The organism is Paracidovorax wautersii (assembly GCF_900113035.1).
GTDB classification, from domain to species: Bacteria; Pseudomonadota; Gammaproteobacteria; order Burkholderiales; family Burkholderiaceae_C; genus Paracidovorax; species Paracidovorax wautersii.
Genome location: NZ_FONX01000027.1, coordinates 1 through 17577, shown reverse-complemented (window position 1 = coordinate 17577; position 17577 = coordinate 1). Strand labels below are relative to the sequence as shown.

General features: G+C 60.3%; 19 protein-coding genes. 4 read left to right on the top strand and 15 right to left on the bottom strand.

Going from position 1 to position 17577, the window contains the following annotated elements; genetic code table 11:
* On the bottom strand, positions 1-238 hold a 238-nt coding region (locus tag BM070_RS24535), incomplete at its 3' end, for a hypothetical protein (RefSeq protein ID WP_139222932.1).
* Positions 239-352: 114 nt separating this feature from the next.
* Positions 353-961: a YkgJ family cysteine cluster protein gene (locus BM070_RS24530; RefSeq protein ID WP_139222931.1), complete on the bottom strand. Its 609-nt coding sequence runs from the start codon at positions 959-961 to the stop codon at positions 353-355.
* A 121-nt stretch (positions 962-1082) separates the two neighbouring features.
* On the opposite strand from BM070_RS24530, the gene BM070_RS23050 reads away from it, so the two are divergent.
* Together BM070_RS23050 and BM070_RS23045 are read left to right on the top strand one after the other, a co-directional pair.
* The gene (locus tag BM070_RS23050) at positions 1083-1463 is read left to right on the top strand and encodes a single-stranded DNA-binding protein (protein WP_092942453.1); all 381 of its coding nucleotides are present in this window, start codon (positions 1083-1085) and stop codon (positions 1461-1463) included.
* A gap of 81 nt (positions 1464-1544) precedes the next feature.
* The gene (locus BM070_RS23045; RefSeq protein WP_139222930.1) at positions 1545-2123 is read left to right on the top strand and encodes a hypothetical protein; all 579 of its coding nucleotides are present in this window, start codon (positions 1545-1547) and stop codon (positions 2121-2123) included.
* Positions 2124-2171: 48 nt separating this feature from the next.
* Here the strand turns inward: BM070_RS23045 and BM070_RS23040 are convergent, their stop codons facing one another.
* From BM070_RS23040 to BM070_RS22980, 13 genes are all read right to left on the bottom strand, one after another.
* Positions 2172-2861 carry a hypothetical protein gene (locus BM070_RS23040; RefSeq protein ID WP_139222929.1) on the bottom strand — a complete coding sequence of 230 codons (690 nt, stop codon included), beginning with the start codon at positions 2859-2861 and terminating at the stop codon, positions 2172-2174.
* Positions 2862-2878: 17 nt separating this feature from the next.
* Positions 2879-3733 carry a hypothetical protein gene (locus BM070_RS23035; RefSeq protein WP_092942443.1) on the bottom strand — a complete coding sequence of 285 codons (855 nt, stop codon included), beginning with the start codon at positions 3731-3733 and terminating at the stop codon, positions 2879-2881.
* A 2-nt stretch (positions 3734-3735) separates the two neighbouring features.
* On the bottom strand, positions 3736-4617 hold the full coding sequence (locus BM070_RS23030) for a hypothetical protein (RefSeq protein WP_139222928.1): 882 nt from the start codon (positions 4615-4617) through the stop codon (positions 3736-3738).
* Positions 4614-4841, bottom strand: coding sequence for a hypothetical protein (locus tag BM070_RS23025; protein ID WP_092942437.1), 228 nt, complete (start codon positions 4839-4841; stop codon positions 4614-4616). The genes BM070_RS23030 and BM070_RS23025 overlap by 4 nt, the downstream gene beginning before the upstream one ends.
* 118 nt (positions 4842-4959) lie before the next feature.
* Positions 4960-6336: a secretion/conjugation apparatus DotM-related subunit gene (locus BM070_RS23020; protein ID WP_092942434.1), complete on the bottom strand. Its 1377-nt coding sequence runs from the start codon at positions 6334-6336 to the stop codon at positions 4960-4962.
* A 1-nt stretch (position 6337) separates the two neighbouring features.
* Positions 6338-8371, bottom strand: a complete 2034-nt coding sequence (locus tag BM070_RS23015; protein WP_139222927.1) for a hypothetical protein — start codon at positions 8369-8371, stop codon at positions 6338-6340.
* Between the two features lie 9 nt (positions 8372-8380).
* Positions 8381-9634: a M23 family metallopeptidase gene (locus BM070_RS23010; RefSeq protein WP_092942428.1), complete on the bottom strand. Its 1254-nt coding sequence runs from the start codon at positions 9632-9634 to the stop codon at positions 8381-8383.
* A gap of 8 nt (positions 9635-9642) precedes the next feature.
* Positions 9643-11229: a hypothetical protein gene (locus BM070_RS23005; RefSeq protein WP_139222926.1), complete on the bottom strand. Its 1587-nt coding sequence runs from the start codon at positions 11227-11229 to the stop codon at positions 9643-9645.
* A 139-nt stretch (positions 11230-11368) separates the two neighbouring features.
* Positions 11369-12532 (bottom strand): hypothetical protein, encoded by a 1164-nt coding sequence (locus tag BM070_RS23000; protein ID WP_092942422.1) that lies wholly within the window; start codon positions 12530-12532, stop codon positions 11369-11371.
* 17 nt (positions 12533-12549) lie between these two features.
* Complete coding sequence (locus BM070_RS22995; RefSeq protein ID WP_092942419.1) at positions 12550-13710, bottom strand: hypothetical protein; 1161 nt, start codon at positions 13708-13710, stop codon at positions 12550-12552.
* On the bottom strand, positions 13707-14444 hold the full coding sequence (locus tag BM070_RS22990; protein WP_092942416.1) for a hypothetical protein: 738 nt from the start codon (positions 14442-14444) through the stop codon (positions 13707-13709). The genes BM070_RS22995 and BM070_RS22990 overlap by 4 nt, the downstream gene beginning before the upstream one ends.
* 4 nt (positions 14445-14448) lie before the next feature.
* Entirely contained in the window at positions 14449-15411 is a 963-nt protein-coding gene (locus BM070_RS22985; protein ID WP_092942413.1) for a hypothetical protein, read from the bottom strand.
* A complete protein-coding gene (locus BM070_RS22980) occupies positions 15408-15959 on the bottom strand; it encodes a type IVB secretion system protein IcmW (RefSeq protein ID WP_092942410.1) in 552 nt (183 codons plus the stop codon). The genes BM070_RS22985 and BM070_RS22980 overlap by 4 nt, the downstream gene beginning before the upstream one ends.
* A gap of 285 nt (positions 15960-16244) precedes the next feature.
* On the opposite strand from BM070_RS22980, the gene BM070_RS24525 reads away from it, so the two are divergent.
* Both BM070_RS24525 and BM070_RS22975 read left to right on the top strand, forming a co-directional pair.
* Positions 16245-17138, top strand: coding sequence for an HNH endonuclease (locus BM070_RS24525; RefSeq protein ID WP_139222925.1), 894 nt, complete (start codon positions 16245-16247; stop codon positions 17136-17138).
* Positions 17139-17141: 3 nt separating this feature from the next.
* On the top strand, positions 17142-17577 hold a 436-nt coding region (locus tag BM070_RS22975), incomplete at its 3' end, for a hypothetical protein (RefSeq protein WP_139222924.1).

Sequence of the window (17577 nt, the reverse complement as noted above, 5' to 3'; positions counted from 1 at the left end):
GAATGGATTCCTTGATCGAGTCGATGTGGGCACGCAACTCAGGATCGCTAGCAACCCGAATATTGAAGCCTTCTTCGATCCCGATGATCAGAGGATCAACAGTGAAAGAGTCTTTGCGGTTGACCGAATCGGTGCCGGCCGCGAGCCCGCGCAGGCTTGCGAGCGATCGCCGCTGTTGCGGCTTCTTGGCGGGCGTTGCGTTCTTTTTGACCGTGTTGTTTGCCGACTTGGTTACCATGTGACCCTCTTCAGAGTGCGTTGATGTTGGCGTCTATTATGGTACGTTATACCGATTTGTGCAACTCGCTTTGTGGAAATTTTTTATCCTCAAGCCGCTTGATGATGCCGCCCATCAAGGCAGATCAGGAATGGCGGGAAAAAAATCCCTCAGTTCTGCCGTGTACTCGTCACGCCCGGACAAGACAGCCACCGCGCTCAATTCGAGCAACTGGGTGTTCACGTATGGCACCAAAGCACTGCCTTCGTCCACGTCGTGCCGGCACAGGAAATTGTCTTTGTCTAGATTGAAGAGAAGTCGGCAGGGCAAGGGCCTGACATCATGAATTGAGCACAGGCCGCCGACCAGGAATGTGCACTCATGCCCGGGCCCTCGCCATGGAGGAGGGTCCATGTTTCGGCGATCGCGTGGCACATCAACAAAGGGCCTGCCGATCTCCTTGGCAATCACCCTCGCTTCGCTGGCCAAGACCATCACAGGGATCGTGCAGCAGTGCGCACACCCAGGCCCACACGCACAAATATCCCGAACGGCATCGCCGAGGACGTCGGCGCCTCTGCGCAACCACTGCACCTTCCGAGAAGCCGTTTTTGCGGACTCAGCCGCGCCCACGAGTCGGTCGATCTTCTTCAGTGCCGGTTCAGTCCTGCGAACAAGACGCGCATTCAACTCATCTGAACGCGTCAAAAGATCGGCAAATCGTTGCTGCTGCGTCTCTGACATGGTCTGAATCGAGTCAACTAGAAGAGATATTTTTATGTTGTTCGACACATTTGATTGTGCCACACTACATCTTTGGGGGGCGCCCCCGATTTAACGACTTTGTATCAAGGAGCTATTTTTCATGAACATTTTCAGCTTCTCCGGCCGTCTCGCTGCCGCCCCCAACCTGCAGCGTCACGGCGACACGACAGTGTGCCGCTTCCGCTTGCTGCGCAACGAGTACGCGGGCAAGGACAAGCAAAGCAACGCGAACATGGAGCGCACGGTCGGCATCAACTTCACCGCCTTCGGCCGCAAAGCCGAGTCCATCAGCGAACACTGCCGCGAAGGCGATCAACTCATCGTGGCCGCACGGGTCGAAGACAACAGCTTCGAAAAGGACGGCGTGACGCATTACAGCTACAACTTCATCATCGACGAATTCGAATTCGGCGCCCCCGGGGCCCTCAAGCGCCAGCAACTGGAGCAGCAGCGCCGCACTGAACCCAACGGCAGCTACTGATCGAAGCGAACCCCACCAAAGCCGCCTTCGGGCGGCTTTTTCTTTTTCATGGGCGCAACGGTCTTGGGATATTCTTTGCCCATGATCACACCTCAGACCCTCGCCCTTCTGCAGCAAGCAGGTGCTGCGCTCTACGAAGCTCGCATGGCACTAGATCAAGAGGTCAGCGCCCAAGCCAGCGCTGTGACTCGCGAAATCGTGCACGCCCCCATGGCCAAAGAGACCGAACACGCGGTTTCGCAGTTACGGACATGCGCCCAGTTTGGCCAGGAACTGCAGGCGCTGGACGACAAGCTGGCCAGTCTCTATCTCAACATGCAGAGCGTCATCACGCAAAGCGACGTCATGCCCCACCAGCGCCAAAGCCGAGCGACAGCAAGGCTCTCGATGGGATCATCTGCTGCAACGGCCGTGGAAGACGTTGCGCCGCGCGCTGCAGGCCAGTCTGCTCCTGGCGTCGTCAAGCTGCCACGCAACGCCACCATCCTGCTCACCTGGTTGCGCTCCAGCCTGGACCAGCACCAGTGGACCAACCTTACGCACCAGTCGATGGCCCACGGCTCCGGTCTTCCCCCAGGGTCGATCAGCAGCGCACTGGGCACCCTGATCAAGCACGGACTGGTCACCGAGGGCGAACGCGGCTACTACCGCCTGGCCTGACACGGCCGACAAAAAAAAGGGGGCTGAGCCCCCTTTTTGCTTGCAGGCCTATCCCTTGGCCTTGGCCAGAACTTGGCGTAGCAGTCGCATCACCACGTCGTCCAGCCGCTCACCGAGGTACTGCTGCTCGATCTGCCGTGCCAACGGCCCCTCCAGCAGCATTCGCTTAGCAAAGATCGGCTCACGCATGAGGCCGTAGCGATTCATGTTGCTCTTGATCCGCTCGAACTCCGCGCGATCGAGTGGACGACGTGCGACCCGCACGCGCTGCAGCGCCTCGTCGATCGACTCACAGCGCTCACATTCCCGCAAAACGCGCTCGTAGAGATCTGCCGACTGGCGTAACTCGGCGTACCGCTTCAGCGCGAAGTCCCGGGCGGCGGTGCGGGAGGCCGCATTCACCGAACCGGCGATGTGCTCCGGAGTAAGCTTGTCCAGCCAAACAATTCCGCGTGTTTCGCCCAGAGTCCCACCACTGATGAAAAAGGCCTCGTTCTGGATCGCGAAGTTCACGTCCAGTTCGATCACCCCGGCCACCTGCTGGCTTCGCTGACCAGGCCGCAAAGCGATCAACGCGCTGATCATCTGCTGTGCGTTCTCGACCGTGGGCTTGAGACCTGCCTGCTTCAGCAGGAAGACGAAAGGCACGTGACGATGGCGAATCATCGCCATCAGAGCGGCATCTTCAAGCACAGGCTTGAGGATGCTGGTGTCGGGAGCTGTCGTTGTTCTTGTCATAGCAAAGAGATCGGGTCTTACTTCGCCAAGCACCCCATGGCGTTTTTCATGCTGCTACCCATCACAAGTCCCATGGACTTCAGCGCATTGATGTGATCCTCTTCCATCGCCGCAGCCTTGGCTGAGCCCGCATCGCGGCCGAAGCCCAACGCTTCAACCATTTTCGCCTGGATGCCCGCTTGAACATCGTTGGCTACGGCGGGATTGGCCTCCATCTGTGCGATGTCCTCGATGGACATTGCGCTCAGATCCAGCCCAGCACCAGTGCCGGAACGCCCCCAGTATTGGGAGAAGCCGTACCAGCTCCCCCCAAGCAGCAAGGCGGCGGCGGCGATACCGCCACACAACTTCAACACCAAACCGCCACGCCGTGACTGGAACGTCGCCGCAGGTGTTGGCAGCGGGCTGCCCAGCATGGATGATGGGGGAGTATAGGCAACCGCACCACGAGCGCCACTAGCGGTGGCGTTCGGCACTGTTGCCGACGCAGCAGCGCCCCCCCAGGTACCTACACCCTGAGCATTGGCCTGCATCCACAGGCCGCGCAGCAACTGGGAAACGTAGCCAGCCTCGTCCTGGCTGGACGCCCGGTATACGCTGTACTCGGGCTCCAGTGCATCGCCGGGGTAACGCAGCACGACGGAGAAAGTGCCGTCGTGCTCCGGCTTGATCTCCAGCCCGATGGCACGGCCAACGGCCCACTGTCCTGCGGCCGTGGGCTGCGGATCACCCTCGGAAACACGCATCAACCCGACGTGGGTGGAGTCGAAGCGACCATCCGGGCCCGTGCGATTGATGAAAACACCCGATGCCGTCAGCATCAGATCGATGCCCGCGCCTTGAACGGCGTCCTTTTTGCTGAACCAGTTCATGGTCAATTTCCCGTTCCGAATGCGGCCGCAAAGGCCTTCGCGTTGCTCCCGTCGTCTTGCATGACGCCGAACTTGGAATCGGGTCGAGCAAACACCGTAGTCGGCGTTGCCATCTGCTTGCCCGCCTGGTGAGCGATGTCATTGAAAAACCGCGTGTTGTTGCGGATCTGCTCCCGCTCCAGCGGCGTAGGAGCCGAAGAAGCCTGCAGGCTGCTACTGGCCAAGCGCTCCATCGCCGGCATGCCTTGCCGCAGAACCTCGGCCGCGAGCGGAATGCCCTTGTCCCCCAGGACGTTGACCGGAATCCATTTGATCGACTTGCCACTTTTGACGACCTGGCGCGTACGGCGGTACAGCTCGTGGCAGTACCCGCACTGAGGGTCGAAAAAGACATAGGCGGTGTTGACCGGAGTGCCATTGCCCTCCACCACCCCCGCTACCGTGCTTGAGAAAAGCATTTCGGCAATCGGCTGATGCGCAGCGCGCCCCGCGAACACTTCCTTCGCGCTGATTCCAGGCGTCGCGTTGGTGCCGGCGGCACGGGGGACGACGGGTACGCTCGCCGCACCAGAGACCCGCATCGCGTTCGCGCGATCGACGTACGAGTCGGACAGGTTCTCGCCGGTCTTGCTATCGAACAGCACTCCGACCATCGTCACCTGCCGATCTGCGGTCGTGAACACCACAAATGGCTTGCCATCCTTGAGCGCCGTGTACGCCGTCATCCCACCCGGTCCCGGTTCGATCTTGACGACCACGGCACCACGTTCAGTGATGAAAGCTGGCGGGGTCTGTGAACCGCTGAGCAGGGGAACAGGCATTTGAGCCATAGACCAGGTGGAAGCGAGCAATAAAGCTGCTGCTGCGGGGAAACGCAAGATCATCGATCCGGTCCTTCGGTGGATTGGAAGTTGGTCAGGAACTGGTCGATGAGCTGCACCAGGCCAGGGTCATTGACCTCGATGGCCATGACATGCCGGTATGCCATCGCACCAAAAATATCCGCAATGCGGGAGACCTCCCTGCTGAGACAGCCCACACTGGGAGCCGGGTGGGCACGCTCTGCAGCCTCCATTGCCTTGAGAATCTGCTGCTCGGTATAGAACATCTACAGCCCAATACTCCATATAAGTATCACAATTCTAATTTCAAATTTCGAGCATAGCCAGAAAGTAAAAAAAGAGCGCCCGAAGGCGCCCCGCTGCTGCTCACTGAGTTAGCCCCGTTCAGCCAGTTGGCTGGCCGCGAACTGCCGCACTTTTTGACTTTGCAGACGGCTTTGCAAGCCTGTCGGGATGGTCTGGGTGATCACGACGCATTCCTCCTTGGCCATCCCACAGCTCGATCTTCTGCTCCCGGCTGAAAGCAACGATGTTGGCAAACTCGTAGTCGAGCGCCACGACCGCTTCGCCGGTTTGCGGCTTTTCCGTCGCCATCTTGGCCTTGCGCTCCCACAGGTAGTGAGCATGCAATCCAGCGGCCTCCCAGAAGGGTGTGCTGCGGCCGGCGGAAGAGACGACCAGCCACAGCGCACGGTCGGTCATGCGCAGCCAGCGGAAATTCGCGGGGGTGAACTTCCCCACCTTCCGGCATGCTTGGAGGGCGTCGTAGATGAAAGTCCGAACGTATGCGTGCGAGACCATGGACTCGCGCACCCGAGGTGCCGCAAGATACTTCAACAGCACTTCGTCGCAACCCGTGGTATCGACGGGCGGCGGCGGCGGCACCAGAGGCATATCCGGGTTCGCCTGGTGATGGGCCGGAGTGGGAAGCGCCGGTTTGTAGCTGTGGTAGCCGATCCAATACTGCTTGACCAGTTGCTCCGATCGCTTGAGTGCGGCATTGAACTCGTCATCGTTGATGCTGCTGTCGCATGCGGCCAAGCGGCAGACGATGGCAGCGAGAACGGCCTTCTCGTCATTTGTGAGGCGCTTAATGCACTCTCGCGCATCTGCCGAATGGTCCTCCGTAGGAAGGGGCAGCAATGTCTTCAGCTGCGCGTCGAAGACACGTCTGGCCTTCTGCTCATCAAGAACGGGTTCGCCATACTTTTCGGCCAGCAAAACGAGCTTGTTGCGCATGGCAAATCGTTTGGCCGAGTCAGCCATCCGGAATAGCCCGTCATCCAGAGGTCGAGCCAACAAGCGCAGGTTCCACATGACCTTGAGATGCGGATACAGCGGCATCTGCTGGAACATGTAGTCGTACACATTCAGTGTCCGTCCATGCACATTGAACGGATGATGGCTTCCGACGTAGATCACACGCTTCACCACCAGGATGAAGAGCAGCACGATGATCGTTCCGTTGACCAGCAACGAGTCTTTCACCACATCGCCCACGAACTCCAACTCGGTCGGGTGGGTGTGCTTGAAGAACAGAAACTTCTTCGTGAGGTAACCGAGCACGGGCCAGTCCGTTGGGAAGGTCCCCCAGAGGGACAGCGCCCCGTATAGCGCGATGCGCTCCCACGTGTAGACATAGCGGCCAACGAAAAACCAGAGCAGCAAGACAGCCGCGATCCCGCCGATTGCGAGGAAAACGAACATGCTCTCCGAATTTTCCTGGGCATACTGCCCCTGGTTCTGCTGAGGTGAGGCCATGTCAAGGCTCCAACGCCACCGAAGGCGCGGCCGCGGCCGCATCCTTCGCTGGCCCCTTGCCGGTGAGAAGTTCGCGGGCCAAATCCAGCATCACGCGGATTGCGGCAAGGATGGAGGCGAGCATCTCCTGCATTTGAGCCTTCAGCTGCTCTGACATCAAGGTGTTCTTCAGCTCAGCGCCGAAGGCATCGATCCCGCTGCGCATGGTCGTCAACCAATCACTGTCCAGGGCCCCGCCTTTGATGAGATGCTCAGGCGAGAGATGGCTGACGCGGTCAGACAACGAGTGCAGCGCTCCCATGGTGTTCGCCCACAGTCCATGGGCCGGGGCGCGCTTCGTCAAAGCTGGGGCAATGGCGGCCTCCTGGGCAGCCAAGTGGCCCTGGACGGCATCCGTTCGAACGAAGTCGGCGTGCGAGCCCACCAACTCGTCGGGTGTCCGATCTCCACTTGCGGCCACGACCACAGAATCATTGACGAAGGCCTGGTAGGTACCGGACTGCTTCGCAGCGTGCAGCGTGTCCGTCAGATCTCGCAAACCTGCTTCGCAACCGGCGCGCCGCCACGCCCCAAGGCCGCCGAGGGCCTCGAAGGTGGTCTTCACCTTGGGCATCAGCCGTGAACCCACGATATCGCTCAGCGAACGGACCATGATGCTGAGCAAGAAAGCTGCAGCGTCCACATCGCGCTCAGCCGCGAAGCGCTGGTACAGCTGATCGATCTGTTGGAATTCGCGGTCGAGCCCCTCGCGGAACGCTTTCTGGTGCTCAGCCTCCTGCTTGATGATCTCCTCGCGCTCCTTGGCGTTTTCTGCCAGATCCAGGCGCTCCTGCAGGAGCTGCTGGTACTCCTCGGCCGACAGGCCTGTTGCGTCGATCGGCTTCGTGCGGCTGACCCTGGGCAACCTTCGCACGTGATCGAATTCTTCGCCCGTCACCAGATCTGCCGCCAAGTTCGCGATCACTTTTTCGCGGCGTGCAGCGAGATAGTCGAGCTGCTGCTGCAGCGTGAGGCCCTCAATGGACTGGACCAGACCGCTGCGCATCGCCTTGCGCTCTGGAGCTTCGGCATCCACATTAGGCGTGGCCATCTCCGTCACCTGCTCGATGCTGCTGACGACCTCCCGGGCCAGGCGAGATTCCAGCTCACGATTCTTCTCGATGAGGTGCGGCTTTGCCGTCTCCATGAGGTAGTCGTAGCGAGCCTGGGCCGACATGTTGGCCAATGCCGACATGCGATGCTCGATCTCCCTGTTCTTTCGGTCCTCGTCAGCGGGGCCGTAGCCCTCCAGCGAGACCGCTTTCTCGACAAGCTGGCGCTCTTCCGTCGCCGGCAGGCTGAACTGGCGGGCCAGCCAACTCTCGACGGTCTGCGGATCTTCACCAAAAGCTGCGAGCATCCGCTTTTGCTGTTGCTTCCATGCGGGCAGCCGCTCATCATCAGCGGCCATGTCGTGACGCAAGGCCAACCGATCCAGTTTGGCATCCACGTTGATGCCCGCCATCAGATGCGCCAGATGCGATGGCAAGGGGCCGCGGTCAGGGATGCAGACCCAACCATTCGCAAAAGTCTCCCGGAACTGCATCGTGTTGTTCACGATCTCGTCCTTGACGATCTTGCGCTTGTCCTGCTGCATGAGATGCAGGCGCGCGCCAGGCTTGATGTCATGCTGTGCCGTGGCGGCCCCCATGGCCTCCGCCAGGGCCACGCCCCACACCCGCTGAATAGCCCCAGTCTCGTACGACTGCACATCCACAAAGAAGCTCTCACGCGGCTCCTCGCGCTCGCGCTGGGCGCCGTCGTAGATCCCCGGGCCAGAGCTGACATAGAACCCACGCACCTCCAGCAGAGGCTTGCCATCGTCGATGCTTTCCTCAGCCGGAGCAAAGTCAGGAAGTTCGCCTGCAGGCGCAGCGACACCTACGGGCCCATCCGTCCCTACCCCCGGCTGCAGCGGAGGAAGCACACTATCCAGACTTTCGGAATCAGGAGGGAAACCGTTCTCGCTTTCGTCCAAGTCACTGTAATCCGCCATGTCACGCTCCTACCGTACGCCAGGTTGTTGGTTGGCCGAGAGCGCTGCGTCGGCGCTGATGGCCAGCTGCCGCATACGAGCGGCGAGCATTGCTGAATACATCGCCTCGGTTCGCTGCTGCGACTCCGCGCGCCGCTCGCGCAACTTGAGGATCAGCCCCTTCATCCAGGCCAACTCCATCATCGCGCCGCGAGATGACTGCTCCGTCAACTGCTCAGCCCATCGAGGGTCAGACATGCGGCGGGCCACTTCAGCCTGGATGATCTGGTTCGGGGACATCTGGGCATAGCTCTCCCAGTCCGGCTCCTCAGGAAGACCGCCAGTCCAATGAGCCGGGTCATCAATGCGGCCTGAGCCCTTGCCATCGACGCCCACACCGAGGGCCTGCCGCACGCGCTGCTGGCCATCGTCAAGCGCTGCCTGGCTCGGCGCCGTCGCATTGGCCGAATAGTTACCAGTGCCGAAGTTGCCGTTGTACGGGATCGTTTCCTTCCCTGTCGCCTTGACGGTGTACACATTGCACATACGCGGCACGCCAAAGCCCAGTTTGGAGCCACGCGTACCGGAGGCATCGTTGTCGCTCATGGAGCGACCTCCAGACGACACTTCGCTGGCAATCTCGTTGACGGACTTGATCGTGTTGTACTCCGCGGGAATCTCGGCCGGCGCGCCTTGGTAGGGAGCCGGATTGATCTGCACGCCCGACGCGAAATAGGACAGATGCAAGTGGGCATGGCCACTGGACACTTCCTTGCCGCCCGTGCCGTAGAAGTTGCCCGAGTACCCAATCAGGTCACCCTTTCGGACCGGAACGCACTGACCACTGCGGCCATCGTTGATGAACTTAGGCTCGACGCGGCTCATGTGCAGGTACCAGATCGACGAGTTGGGGAAGCGGTCGTTGATGCGCTGCTTCACGCCAATGAGTTGCCGCGGCGTCGGATTGCCGAACGAAACGCAGCCGTCTGCCACGGCGTAGATCGGGCTGCCGGCGCGCGCACGCATGTCAACGCCAGCGTGTGGCGAGGACTTGTGCCCGCGCATCTCGCCGAATTCACCAGTGATGACGCGACCGTCCTGAGACGGGTCGCCCCAGCACATGGCATCACCGCCGCCGGCGCCGATGCTGGTGGGCACAGCCGTCCCATCCGGCATCTTGGGTGGACTCTGATCGAGAGGATGCACCTGACGCGTTTGCGTCATAGCGATCGGCGAGGCCAGGACGACGAACATGGCCAGGGCCAGCTTGCTGTGCATGGTCATTGCAGGCCTCAAGGGCTGGGCGAAGCCGATGATTCAGCCGGGAGAGGTTCCGCTTGAGCGGGCTGCTCAGCTGTCGGCGACAGCGCAATGGGCGTCACCTCCAACGCAATGAGCCGGTACATCTGGATGTTGCATCGGCGTAGGGTCGCTTCAAGGGCGTCCTGCAAAGCATCTGGAAGCGAAACTCGGGCCTGGTGAGGCGAGAACGGTACGCGCGTCTGAACCTCGACCTCGACCTTCAGGTAGTTGCCCTCGGAGTCGGGGGGCACGATCCGGACGTCCATCCCCTGGATGGAGAAGGGCGCGGACTTACCACTACGGGCATAGCTGGCAGAAATCTTTTCACACACCTCACTGACCAGCGTGCTCTCCGAGTCGAAAGACAGGTTGCCCCCCGCTGGCCCATAAGCCAAAGTGCTGAACTTTGCGAGATAGTTCTGAGAGAATGCCTCCATGATGGCTTCTCGCCCATGGGGCAGGATGACGTCCTCAGGACCATCGCCCCAGCCAGTCAGTTCCATTTGCTCTGCCGCATGCTGTCCAGCGTTCCAGGAGCAGACCGTCCGAAACTTGCCGCTCACCGGGCTATCGTCGTAGACCACATACATCACGGCTTTCTCGCCAAGACGGCGATAGCCTTTGCCCATGCCGGGCCGCTCCGAACTGACGTTCTCGAAGACGCCCATCTCGTCCAATGCCGCGTGCATCGCATCCGATTGGGAAAACCGAATCGACGGCACGCCGCCAGCCTGGATCTGGGCTGCGGCAGCCGCGCCATCGAGCAGCTCATGCCGATTGCCCAAACGATCGGTCACCACGGGTATGGACAGAACGGGCGCGCTGCGGGGCAAGCCGTTGCGCTCTTCGAACACGGATAGCGCCCCAACGGGCAAAACGACCTCACCCGCCCTGTCGCCCCAGCCCTCCAGCGTGTAGACCCTCTTGAGAGCCGCGCCGCCGTCTTCACCCCCCACCGACAACGTGTGCACGTCACGCCGGGGAACTCCGGTTTGATCGAAGCCGTAGGCGATCACGGACAGGTTGTGCGCAGGGGTGCCGGCCGGAATTACCCCCTTCAACCGCTCGACGATGATCTCCGCGTCCCAGCTGAAGCCTTCCAAGACCAAGACGTCGGCTGCATCGTTCCGGATTGCCGAGTACATCGATCGCCATCCGGTATGAAAAGGACGAACGTTAGAGTTCGCGTCCAAGAACGCCTCACGCTCAGCCCTCGGCATCGTTTCAGCAGCGAGCAAGGCGGAAACATCCGTTTCGGGAGACCAGGCCTTGATCAGAGGGATAACCTGATCGAGCACCCGTGACATGAAGCTGCTACGCCAGGTCTGGGCCAGAAAATAGGCGTGTGCACCCTGCGAACCTGCGTGCGACGCATTGACGCGCAACGCATTGGGACAGACGTTCCGGGCTGCGGCTACGGCTTGCTTTCGAAGCTCATGAACTACCCGGACCGGGAACAGCATCGAGGCCTTCTCAGCTTCTCTTGCGATCTCGCTGATGTTTTGCCTACCAGCCCACCCGGCAAGATGGCTGCGGTGCTGATTAACCGCCAGCTGGCGGGCAGTCGTGGGAAGCATGGTCCCTGGGAACTTTTCCAATTCTTGGGTCGCCAGTGCCGACACAAGCTCAGTCACCTTCGCTTGGAAATCCTGCATACATCACCTGTCACAACTATGAATCCAACATGATAGCGGCCCGATTCTGGCAACCGCGCCCTCAGCGCACACCCGGCCGGTTGCGCTGAAGGTCGATCGCTTGGTAAGCAGAGTCCAGCGCGGGACGGAACCGTTGCTTCGCCTCGCGAAGCAACGTTGCAGCCAGCAGGACCTCTTCGCGCTGTCCATCCTCATACTGCTCCTGCAGGAGGGCAAGTTGCGTCGCATCCATCTTCAGCTGATCGACGATCAGCCCGCGCTCGTTCTGAGTCGTCCACCCCTTCCATCGCTCCGAAGCGCTGTTGCCGAAATACTGCCCCACCATTTCACGCCGAGCTTGTGACCGCGAAGGGCCGTCCTTGTCTGGCGTCGTCTGGGCAGCGACCATGGCAAGAGAGGACAACGCCGCGCTCATGCTTGCGTCCTTCTCATTCTTGCGCATTAGCAGATCCTTTCCCGCCGGCAGCATCGCAATGTCCTTTGGAATCGGCGCATCAGGCACCCCACCCATGTGGTTGATGAAAGCCTCCTTCGCAGCCTTCACGCGTGGATCTGCCACATCTGCGAACAGCACACCGGCATTCGTATCTGCACCGGCCAGGGCAAACTTCGAACCGGTCGCGGTGGTGAGCACCGCACTGTTCGCCCGACCAAAGCCGAGCTTCTCGTCTTCGGCCGTGGCGAAGACCGATTGTCGAAGCTTCAGCAACCGGTCCATGTAGTTGTCCGCGCCGCTGAAGCGGCCCGGTGCAGCCGCAGTTTGCGACACGATTGACGACACCGAGTTGGTTGCAGACCGACCTGCCTGCGCAAACGTGTTTTGAGCACCCAACTGGGCACAAGGATCAACCCCTTGACCCGACACCGGGCTGAATCGCTGGAAGACCTGCAACTGAAGCTGGGTTTGCGCGAGCGAACCGACCGCTGCCATTCGTCCGGACATCACCGCCTGATTGGCATTAATCTCCGCTTTTGCCGAAGTCGCAACCTGAGACGCTGCCACGCGCATGGCCGATAGCTCCTGGCTGTCGTAGCTCAGCAGGGTCTTCGAGAGCGTATCGAAGAGCGTTTTCCACAAGGCCTTCAGCGCCCCCTCCACGGCAGTCATCTTCCCGATGACCATCGTCTCGTTGAACGGCGGACAGTACAGTGCGTGAGCCGGTGCCGCAGCCGTTCCGAGCACCAGCACCAGGAACATCGCTGACACGTTGGATTTCATCTTCATCGACGTCAAGCTCCTTGTCACCGCGCGCCTACATTGCTGTCGGAACGCATCAGCTGCTGACTCACGCCACCAATACCCGCCTGCTCACGTTCGATCTCCAACGAATGAAGCAGCGACAGCAGAGCCTCTCTGCGCCCCTGTTGATCGAGCAAGCCCTGTTCCAAGCTCAGCCTGGCAGCAGTCATCTTCAGCTGGTCAACCAACAGGCCCCGCTCGCTTTGGACCGTCCAGCCAGTCCAGCGCGGTTGCGCCGCCGCGCCAAAATACAAGCCGATCACGTCCCGCATGGCCGTCATCTTCGATCGGCCGCCCAGCTCACCATTCGGCGTGTTCTCGGCAGCCACCATAGCCAACGAATTCAGGCCCGCACCTATATACGTGTCCTTGCGCTTCTTGAGAGCCATGTACTCTTTGCCGGCCGGAAGCTTTGCGACATCAGCGGTGATAGCGCGATCCGGCGGCCCACCTGCGTAGCTGAGGTAGGCCTGTCGAGCGCGCTGCACCAGAGGATCGGAAGAGTCGATGAAGAGGATGCGTGCGTTGGTATCAGCGCCAGCAAGGGGAATGGTCTCGCCGCTGGCGGAAGACACTACCGCCTTGTTGTGGATACCGTAGCCCAACTTCTCTTCGTCTTCCGTAGCAAACATCAGGCGCCTCTGCTGCAGCAGCGCGTTGGCATAGTTCGCGGGATCACCGTAGCGCCCCGGGGCAGCGGGCACGTGGGAGATCAGTTCGGCAGCCAGAGAGACGGTTTGGCCATCTGCCACCGTCAGGTTGGTCTGCGCGGCCAACTGGGCACAGGGATCGACACCTTGACCGGTTTCTGCGCTGAAGTTCTGGAACACGGCAAGCTGCTGCTTGCTTTGCTCCAGCGCTGCGACAGCCCCCATCTCCCCCTGTGCCAGCGCGACCTGCGCGTTGATCTTGGCTTTGGTCACCGTGGCAACCTGCGAGGTGAGCACCTTGACGGCCGAAACCTTGAACTTTGCGAAGTTTGCAAGCTGCAGCCCGAAGGCATCGAACAGCTGGCTGACCACCATGTCCAGTGCGACCTTCATCGCCGCACCCGCACTGATGACGATCGATTCAGCGAACGGCGGGCACACCGCGGCGCGGGCCGGCACTGCCATAGACAGGCACAGACTCATAACCAGCAGCCATGACTTGAGCTTTTTCATTTTCTCTCCGCGAAGGTCTTCGCCCCGATGCGGCTAGACAGCTGCATCGCCAGGGTCGCCGCAGTCATCGACGATGCAGCATCCATCCGCATCGCAGCGACACGAGCGCTCTTGCAAGCGGCATCACAAGCCCTGGAGACCTGGGGCATCGCACGCGGTGCTGGCACCGCATTGGCGATGAATTCCTCCGCAGCCTTCAACTGCTTGTTGGTGAACTGATCCACCCCCATCAACTTGTTGAAGCTAGAACTGGCGTTTTCCATGCCGTCGAATCTCGACTTGCAAATACCCAGGTTGTGCTCTTCCGCAGAGCAATAGGCGTCCATCTGCTTCTCAGCTCGGACGATCTCGTAGTTATCGCGCCGCGCCGAGGTACGCCCTGAGTTAGCGACCGCAACGAATTGATAGCTGTCTTGCGCTCGCGACAAGGTGTCGATGTCGTTGCGCTGACTCACCGCATCGCACATCTGCACCCCCTGCCCACCTATTGCGGAAAACGAGCGGTATAAGTCCAGTTGCTCGGTTGTTCCAGCCAGAACGCCGCGGGCACCCATCTCGCCCTGCACGATGCTGATCGTTGCGTTGATCTGAGCCTTGGAAGAGGTCGCGATTTGAGAGGTCATCACACGCAGTGCCGAGAGCTTCTGGTCGAGAATCCCGGTGAAGGCATGGGCACTTCCCGCGGTGGCCAGGAAAGCCACCAGGATGGCGCACAGTTTTCGTGGTTCAGCCATTGCGTCACTGCCGCACAGGCAAGCTAAACGACGAAGCTTCGGGATTTGCGCTCTTCCCGCGGTAGGGGGAGCGCCAGCTTCCGTTCACGACCTCCGAGTCGGCCGGCGTCGCATTGAAGTCGGGCAGCTTTGGAATTTGAGACGGGTCGATGTAGGCGCGGTACTGGTCAGCAAAGCTCTGCATCGACCGGCATGCAGCGATCGTCGTCGGCGTCGGTGCAATCTGGTTGTTTTCGTCTTGGGCAAGCGCGCTTGTGCAGGCGTTAGACAGGTAGCCGAACTGCGTACCGATCTGGGTACCGCTCAGGGACTGCGGGTTACTCACCGCGGCCGACGTCGAACCATCAGTACAAATCGTCCCAGCGGGCGTCTCCACACAGCCCTTGGGCGCCTCGCTGACGCCGCCGATCGGCGTGGTCGGCGTAGACCGCCCCCCCGTCGCCGATCCAGATCCAGAGCCCAGGCCCTGCACCTTGTAATCCATGCCTCGCGACCAGTCTTGGAATTGCCCACTGATATTCAGTTGGCCGACAACGCCGTTCCAGATCTCTCCAGGCTTGTCCAGCACATCGGTGACGGCTGCGCAAGCCCGGTTGATGACGCCCTGCACCAAGCTATCGATGGCCTTCTGCAGCAGCACGCCGACCAAGCCGAAGTCAGGTATCAACTTCGAAAGGTCGAAATCCAGCAGCGCCAGGTTGCCGATGCAGCTGTTGTTCTTGGACACCGCTGCTTGCATTTGCCCAGCAGCGCCTGTCATGAACTGGTTCACCACAGCCAGCTGGTTCTGCATGGCGTTCTGGGTTGCCGCTCTGAACGAATTGCACTCGGCACTGGAAGCCGAACGGGTGCCCGTATCCTCGACGGCGATCGCGGTCACTGCGCCGGTCGCCAGAGCTGCCGCAACCACGCAGGCTGCGATCTTTTTGAGCGGGAGGTGACGGGCCCTTAACAACATGGCATTCATTTGATGAACTCCAGAGTCTTCATAACTTGCTGCGCAGATTCCCGCGAAAAGACCACGGAAATCATGTTGGCCTTCTTGAACATCACGAGCCTGGAGCGAAGTACGTGCGCCATGACGTCTCCCGCCCTGGCCCGCTCATCGACGAGCTGCAACCAGGCGCCAATAAACGGGGCCGAAACAGTCGATAGGTGATGCAGGCAAACGAGGAATCGCCCGGTCCGAAGCAGGGCGAGGACTTCGATCAATCCCTCACCGACTGGCCCGCGCGCGCTCGACTGGGACTGCAGCTTTTTCGCCATGGCCTCGCTGTTGAGCACCCGTTCCAATTGGCGCATGGCCACCAATCGTTCTTCGGCCGTTCCGCGCTCGTCGTCCACCCCCACCGGCTCATCGTCGGCATTCATGCGGATGTCATCGACAGCCCATGGCTCCGCGCGCTCCATAAGAAGCACGAAACGCGACAGGGGTGCCCCACGCCGGCTGCCAAGCTGCATCAAGCGCCGGTTGACCTCCACGGGATGAACGATGTGAACAACTACGGGGCGCATGGGCCTCTTGAAATGTGAATTGCGAACCGCCGTGAGATTACACTACACTTTTTTATCCCTATTGTAAGCCAACTGATTTGCACCAGATGGACTACGAAACCAACATCTCCTCAACACTGGGGACAGCCATACCACGACAAGCGATCGAGGTGCTCACGCCTGCTCAGTTTCTTGCTACCTTGAAGGCCAGGGTATCGACGTCAGACAGCATCCGAAACCGCTTCAGTTCGAAGGATGTTGCTATCCCTTTGATGCTCACTGAGCCCACCCACAAGACGCACTGACATGCAGTTCCGCCCGCTATCGGCCACCCCTGCCCTGCGTCGCTTGCAGTTCGGACACTTCTCCGAGTCCGACCAGGTCAATTCGGCATTGCGCAAAAAAATACTTTCCCGCGACAACAATACCTGCGTGGATTGCAAGCTGAAACTTCCGCGCCACATGGAAGTGCGCCACCTGGATGACAATCACGACAATGGCGCAGAGGAGAACCTGGCGTGCGTCTGTCCTTTCTGTCACTGCAGAGACCACTTGCACACCACAGGATTCGCCAGGGCAGGCCTGCTGATTGGAAGCACCGCCCAGAACCAGGCCGTCATCAACTCGATATCGCTTGCCTGCTGGTACATCCTGGACAGGATTCCCGACGACACTGACATCCGCGTCATCCCTTCCGCCGAAGCAGATGAGATGAAGGCGCTACGCCAAGTGGCCGAGCTGATAAACCTGGACTTTCATACGAAGTCATTGCGCTGGGGTGACGCTTTCGGCAAGTTGGTCACTGAACCAGATGCCTTTGCAGAGGCGCTCAGCGACCTAAGTGTCCAGCAGCCAGAGGCTTACGCCGCACGCTCTGGTACCACAAAACACTTGCATGTTTTGCCACTAAAGAGCGCCTTCCACGCCCAGTGCACCGACTGGTTTCTGCATTTTGACAAAGTGCGCCCGATTTCATCGTGGATCAAGGGCCTTGATAGCTGGCTTGGCCATCTCGGCATGACGCGCGAGGAGCTGGCAGAGTCGTCGAAGTCGATAACGCGTCGAGCAAGTCGCACGGAGCCTCCGAAAGACCTCGGACGACCTATCGGCAAACCCAGCCCTCCATCCGCAGGCAATCTTGTTGATCCCTTCGACAGCTTAGGCACCTCCGGCAATGCTGCCGGCTCCAGGTACGACTAGCCCATGACAAGCACCTCAGGCTTTTCGGTCGGCTACGCCCACTGGGACTACAACGCAGACGTCCCGACCCCCCATGCGGCCGGCGGCTGGTGCTGGGTGAACGGCGAAATGATGGAGTTTTCCGGAGCCCATACGCTGCGAGACAAGGTGCTCTGGCTCACCAATTTGCCATGGGAATACTGGGCCTCGCTCGGAATTCATCACTACCCCAACATCAAGCGCAACGATTTCCTGCCCGTTCCGCTTGACCGCCTCGCGCAAGAACTTTCGATCACGCCCGACCAACCAGACATTTATGCATACGCCATGTCGCTGCTAGGCAGCCGCCTGATCCAGCTGGGCGTGCGTTGCTACGGGCAGGAGTTGTTTGAATCTTGCCTTGAGAAGAACTCCTTCGCTCAGGCCATCGCCCACTGTATCGGCTGGAGAGCACCAGCAG

Bases quoted from the DNA above. Each gene is read 5' to 3' on its own strand.
- BM070_RS22985 (WP_092942413.1), bottom strand. From the start codon at position 15,411: ATGAATGCCATGTTGTTAAGGGCCCGTCACCTCCCGCTCAAAAAGATC.
- BM070_RS23035 (WP_092942443.1), bottom strand. From the start codon at position 3,733: ATGAACTGGTTCAGCAAAAAGGACGCCGTTCAAGGCGCGGGCATCGAT.
- BM070_RS23040 (WP_139222929.1), bottom strand. From the start codon at position 2,861: ATGACAAGAACAACGACAGCTCCCGACACCAGCATCCTCAAGCCTGTG.
- BM070_RS23005 (WP_139222926.1), bottom strand. From the start codon at position 11,229: ATGCTTCCCACGACTGCCCGCCAGCTGGCGGTTAATCAGCACCGCAGC.
- BM070_RS23010 (WP_092942428.1), bottom strand. From the start codon at position 9,634: ATGACCATGCACAGCAAGCTGGCCCTGGCCATGTTCGTCGTCCTGGCC.
- BM070_RS23030 (WP_139222928.1), bottom strand. From the start codon at position 4,617: ATGATCTTGCGTTTCCCCGCAGCAGCAGCTTTATTGCTCGCTTCCACC.
- BM070_RS24525 (WP_139222925.1), top strand. From the start codon at position 16,245: ATGCAGTTCCGCCCGCTATCGGCCACCCCTGCCCTGCGTCGCTTGCAG.
- BM070_RS22995 (WP_092942419.1), bottom strand. From the start codon at position 13,710: ATGAAAAAGCTCAAGTCATGGCTGCTGGTTATGAGTCTGTGCCTGTCT.
- BM070_RS23045 (WP_139222930.1), top strand. From the start codon at position 1,545: ATGATCACACCTCAGACCCTCGCCCTTCTGCAGCAAGCAGGTGCTGCG.
- BM070_RS24530 (WP_139222931.1), bottom strand. From the start codon at position 961: ATGTCAGAGACGCAGCAGCAACGATTTGCCGATCTTTTGACGCGTTCA.
- BM070_RS23025 (WP_092942437.1), bottom strand. From the start codon at position 4,841: ATGTTCTATACCGAGCAGCAGATTCTCAAGGCAATGGAGGCTGCAGAG.
- BM070_RS23050 (WP_092942453.1), top strand. From the start codon at position 1,083: ATGAACATTTTCAGCTTCTCCGGCCGTCTCGCTGCCGCCCCCAACCTG.
- BM070_RS23020 (WP_092942434.1), bottom strand. From the start codon at position 6,336: ATGGCCTCACCTCAGCAGAACCAGGGGCAGTATGCCCAGGAAAATTCG.
- BM070_RS23000 (WP_092942422.1), bottom strand. From the start codon at position 12,532: ATGAAGATGAAATCCAACGTGTCAGCGATGTTCCTGGTGCTGGTGCTC.
- BM070_RS22980 (WP_092942410.1), bottom strand. From the start codon at position 15,959: ATGCGCCCCGTAGTTGTTCACATCGTTCATCCCGTGGAGGTCAACCGG.
- BM070_RS22990 (WP_092942416.1), bottom strand. From the start codon at position 14,444: ATGGCTGAACCACGAAAACTGTGCGCCATCCTGGTGGCTTTCCTGGCC.
- BM070_RS23015 (WP_139222927.1), bottom strand. From the start codon at position 8,371: ATGGCGGATTACAGTGACTTGGACGAAAGCGAGAACGGTTTCCCTCCT.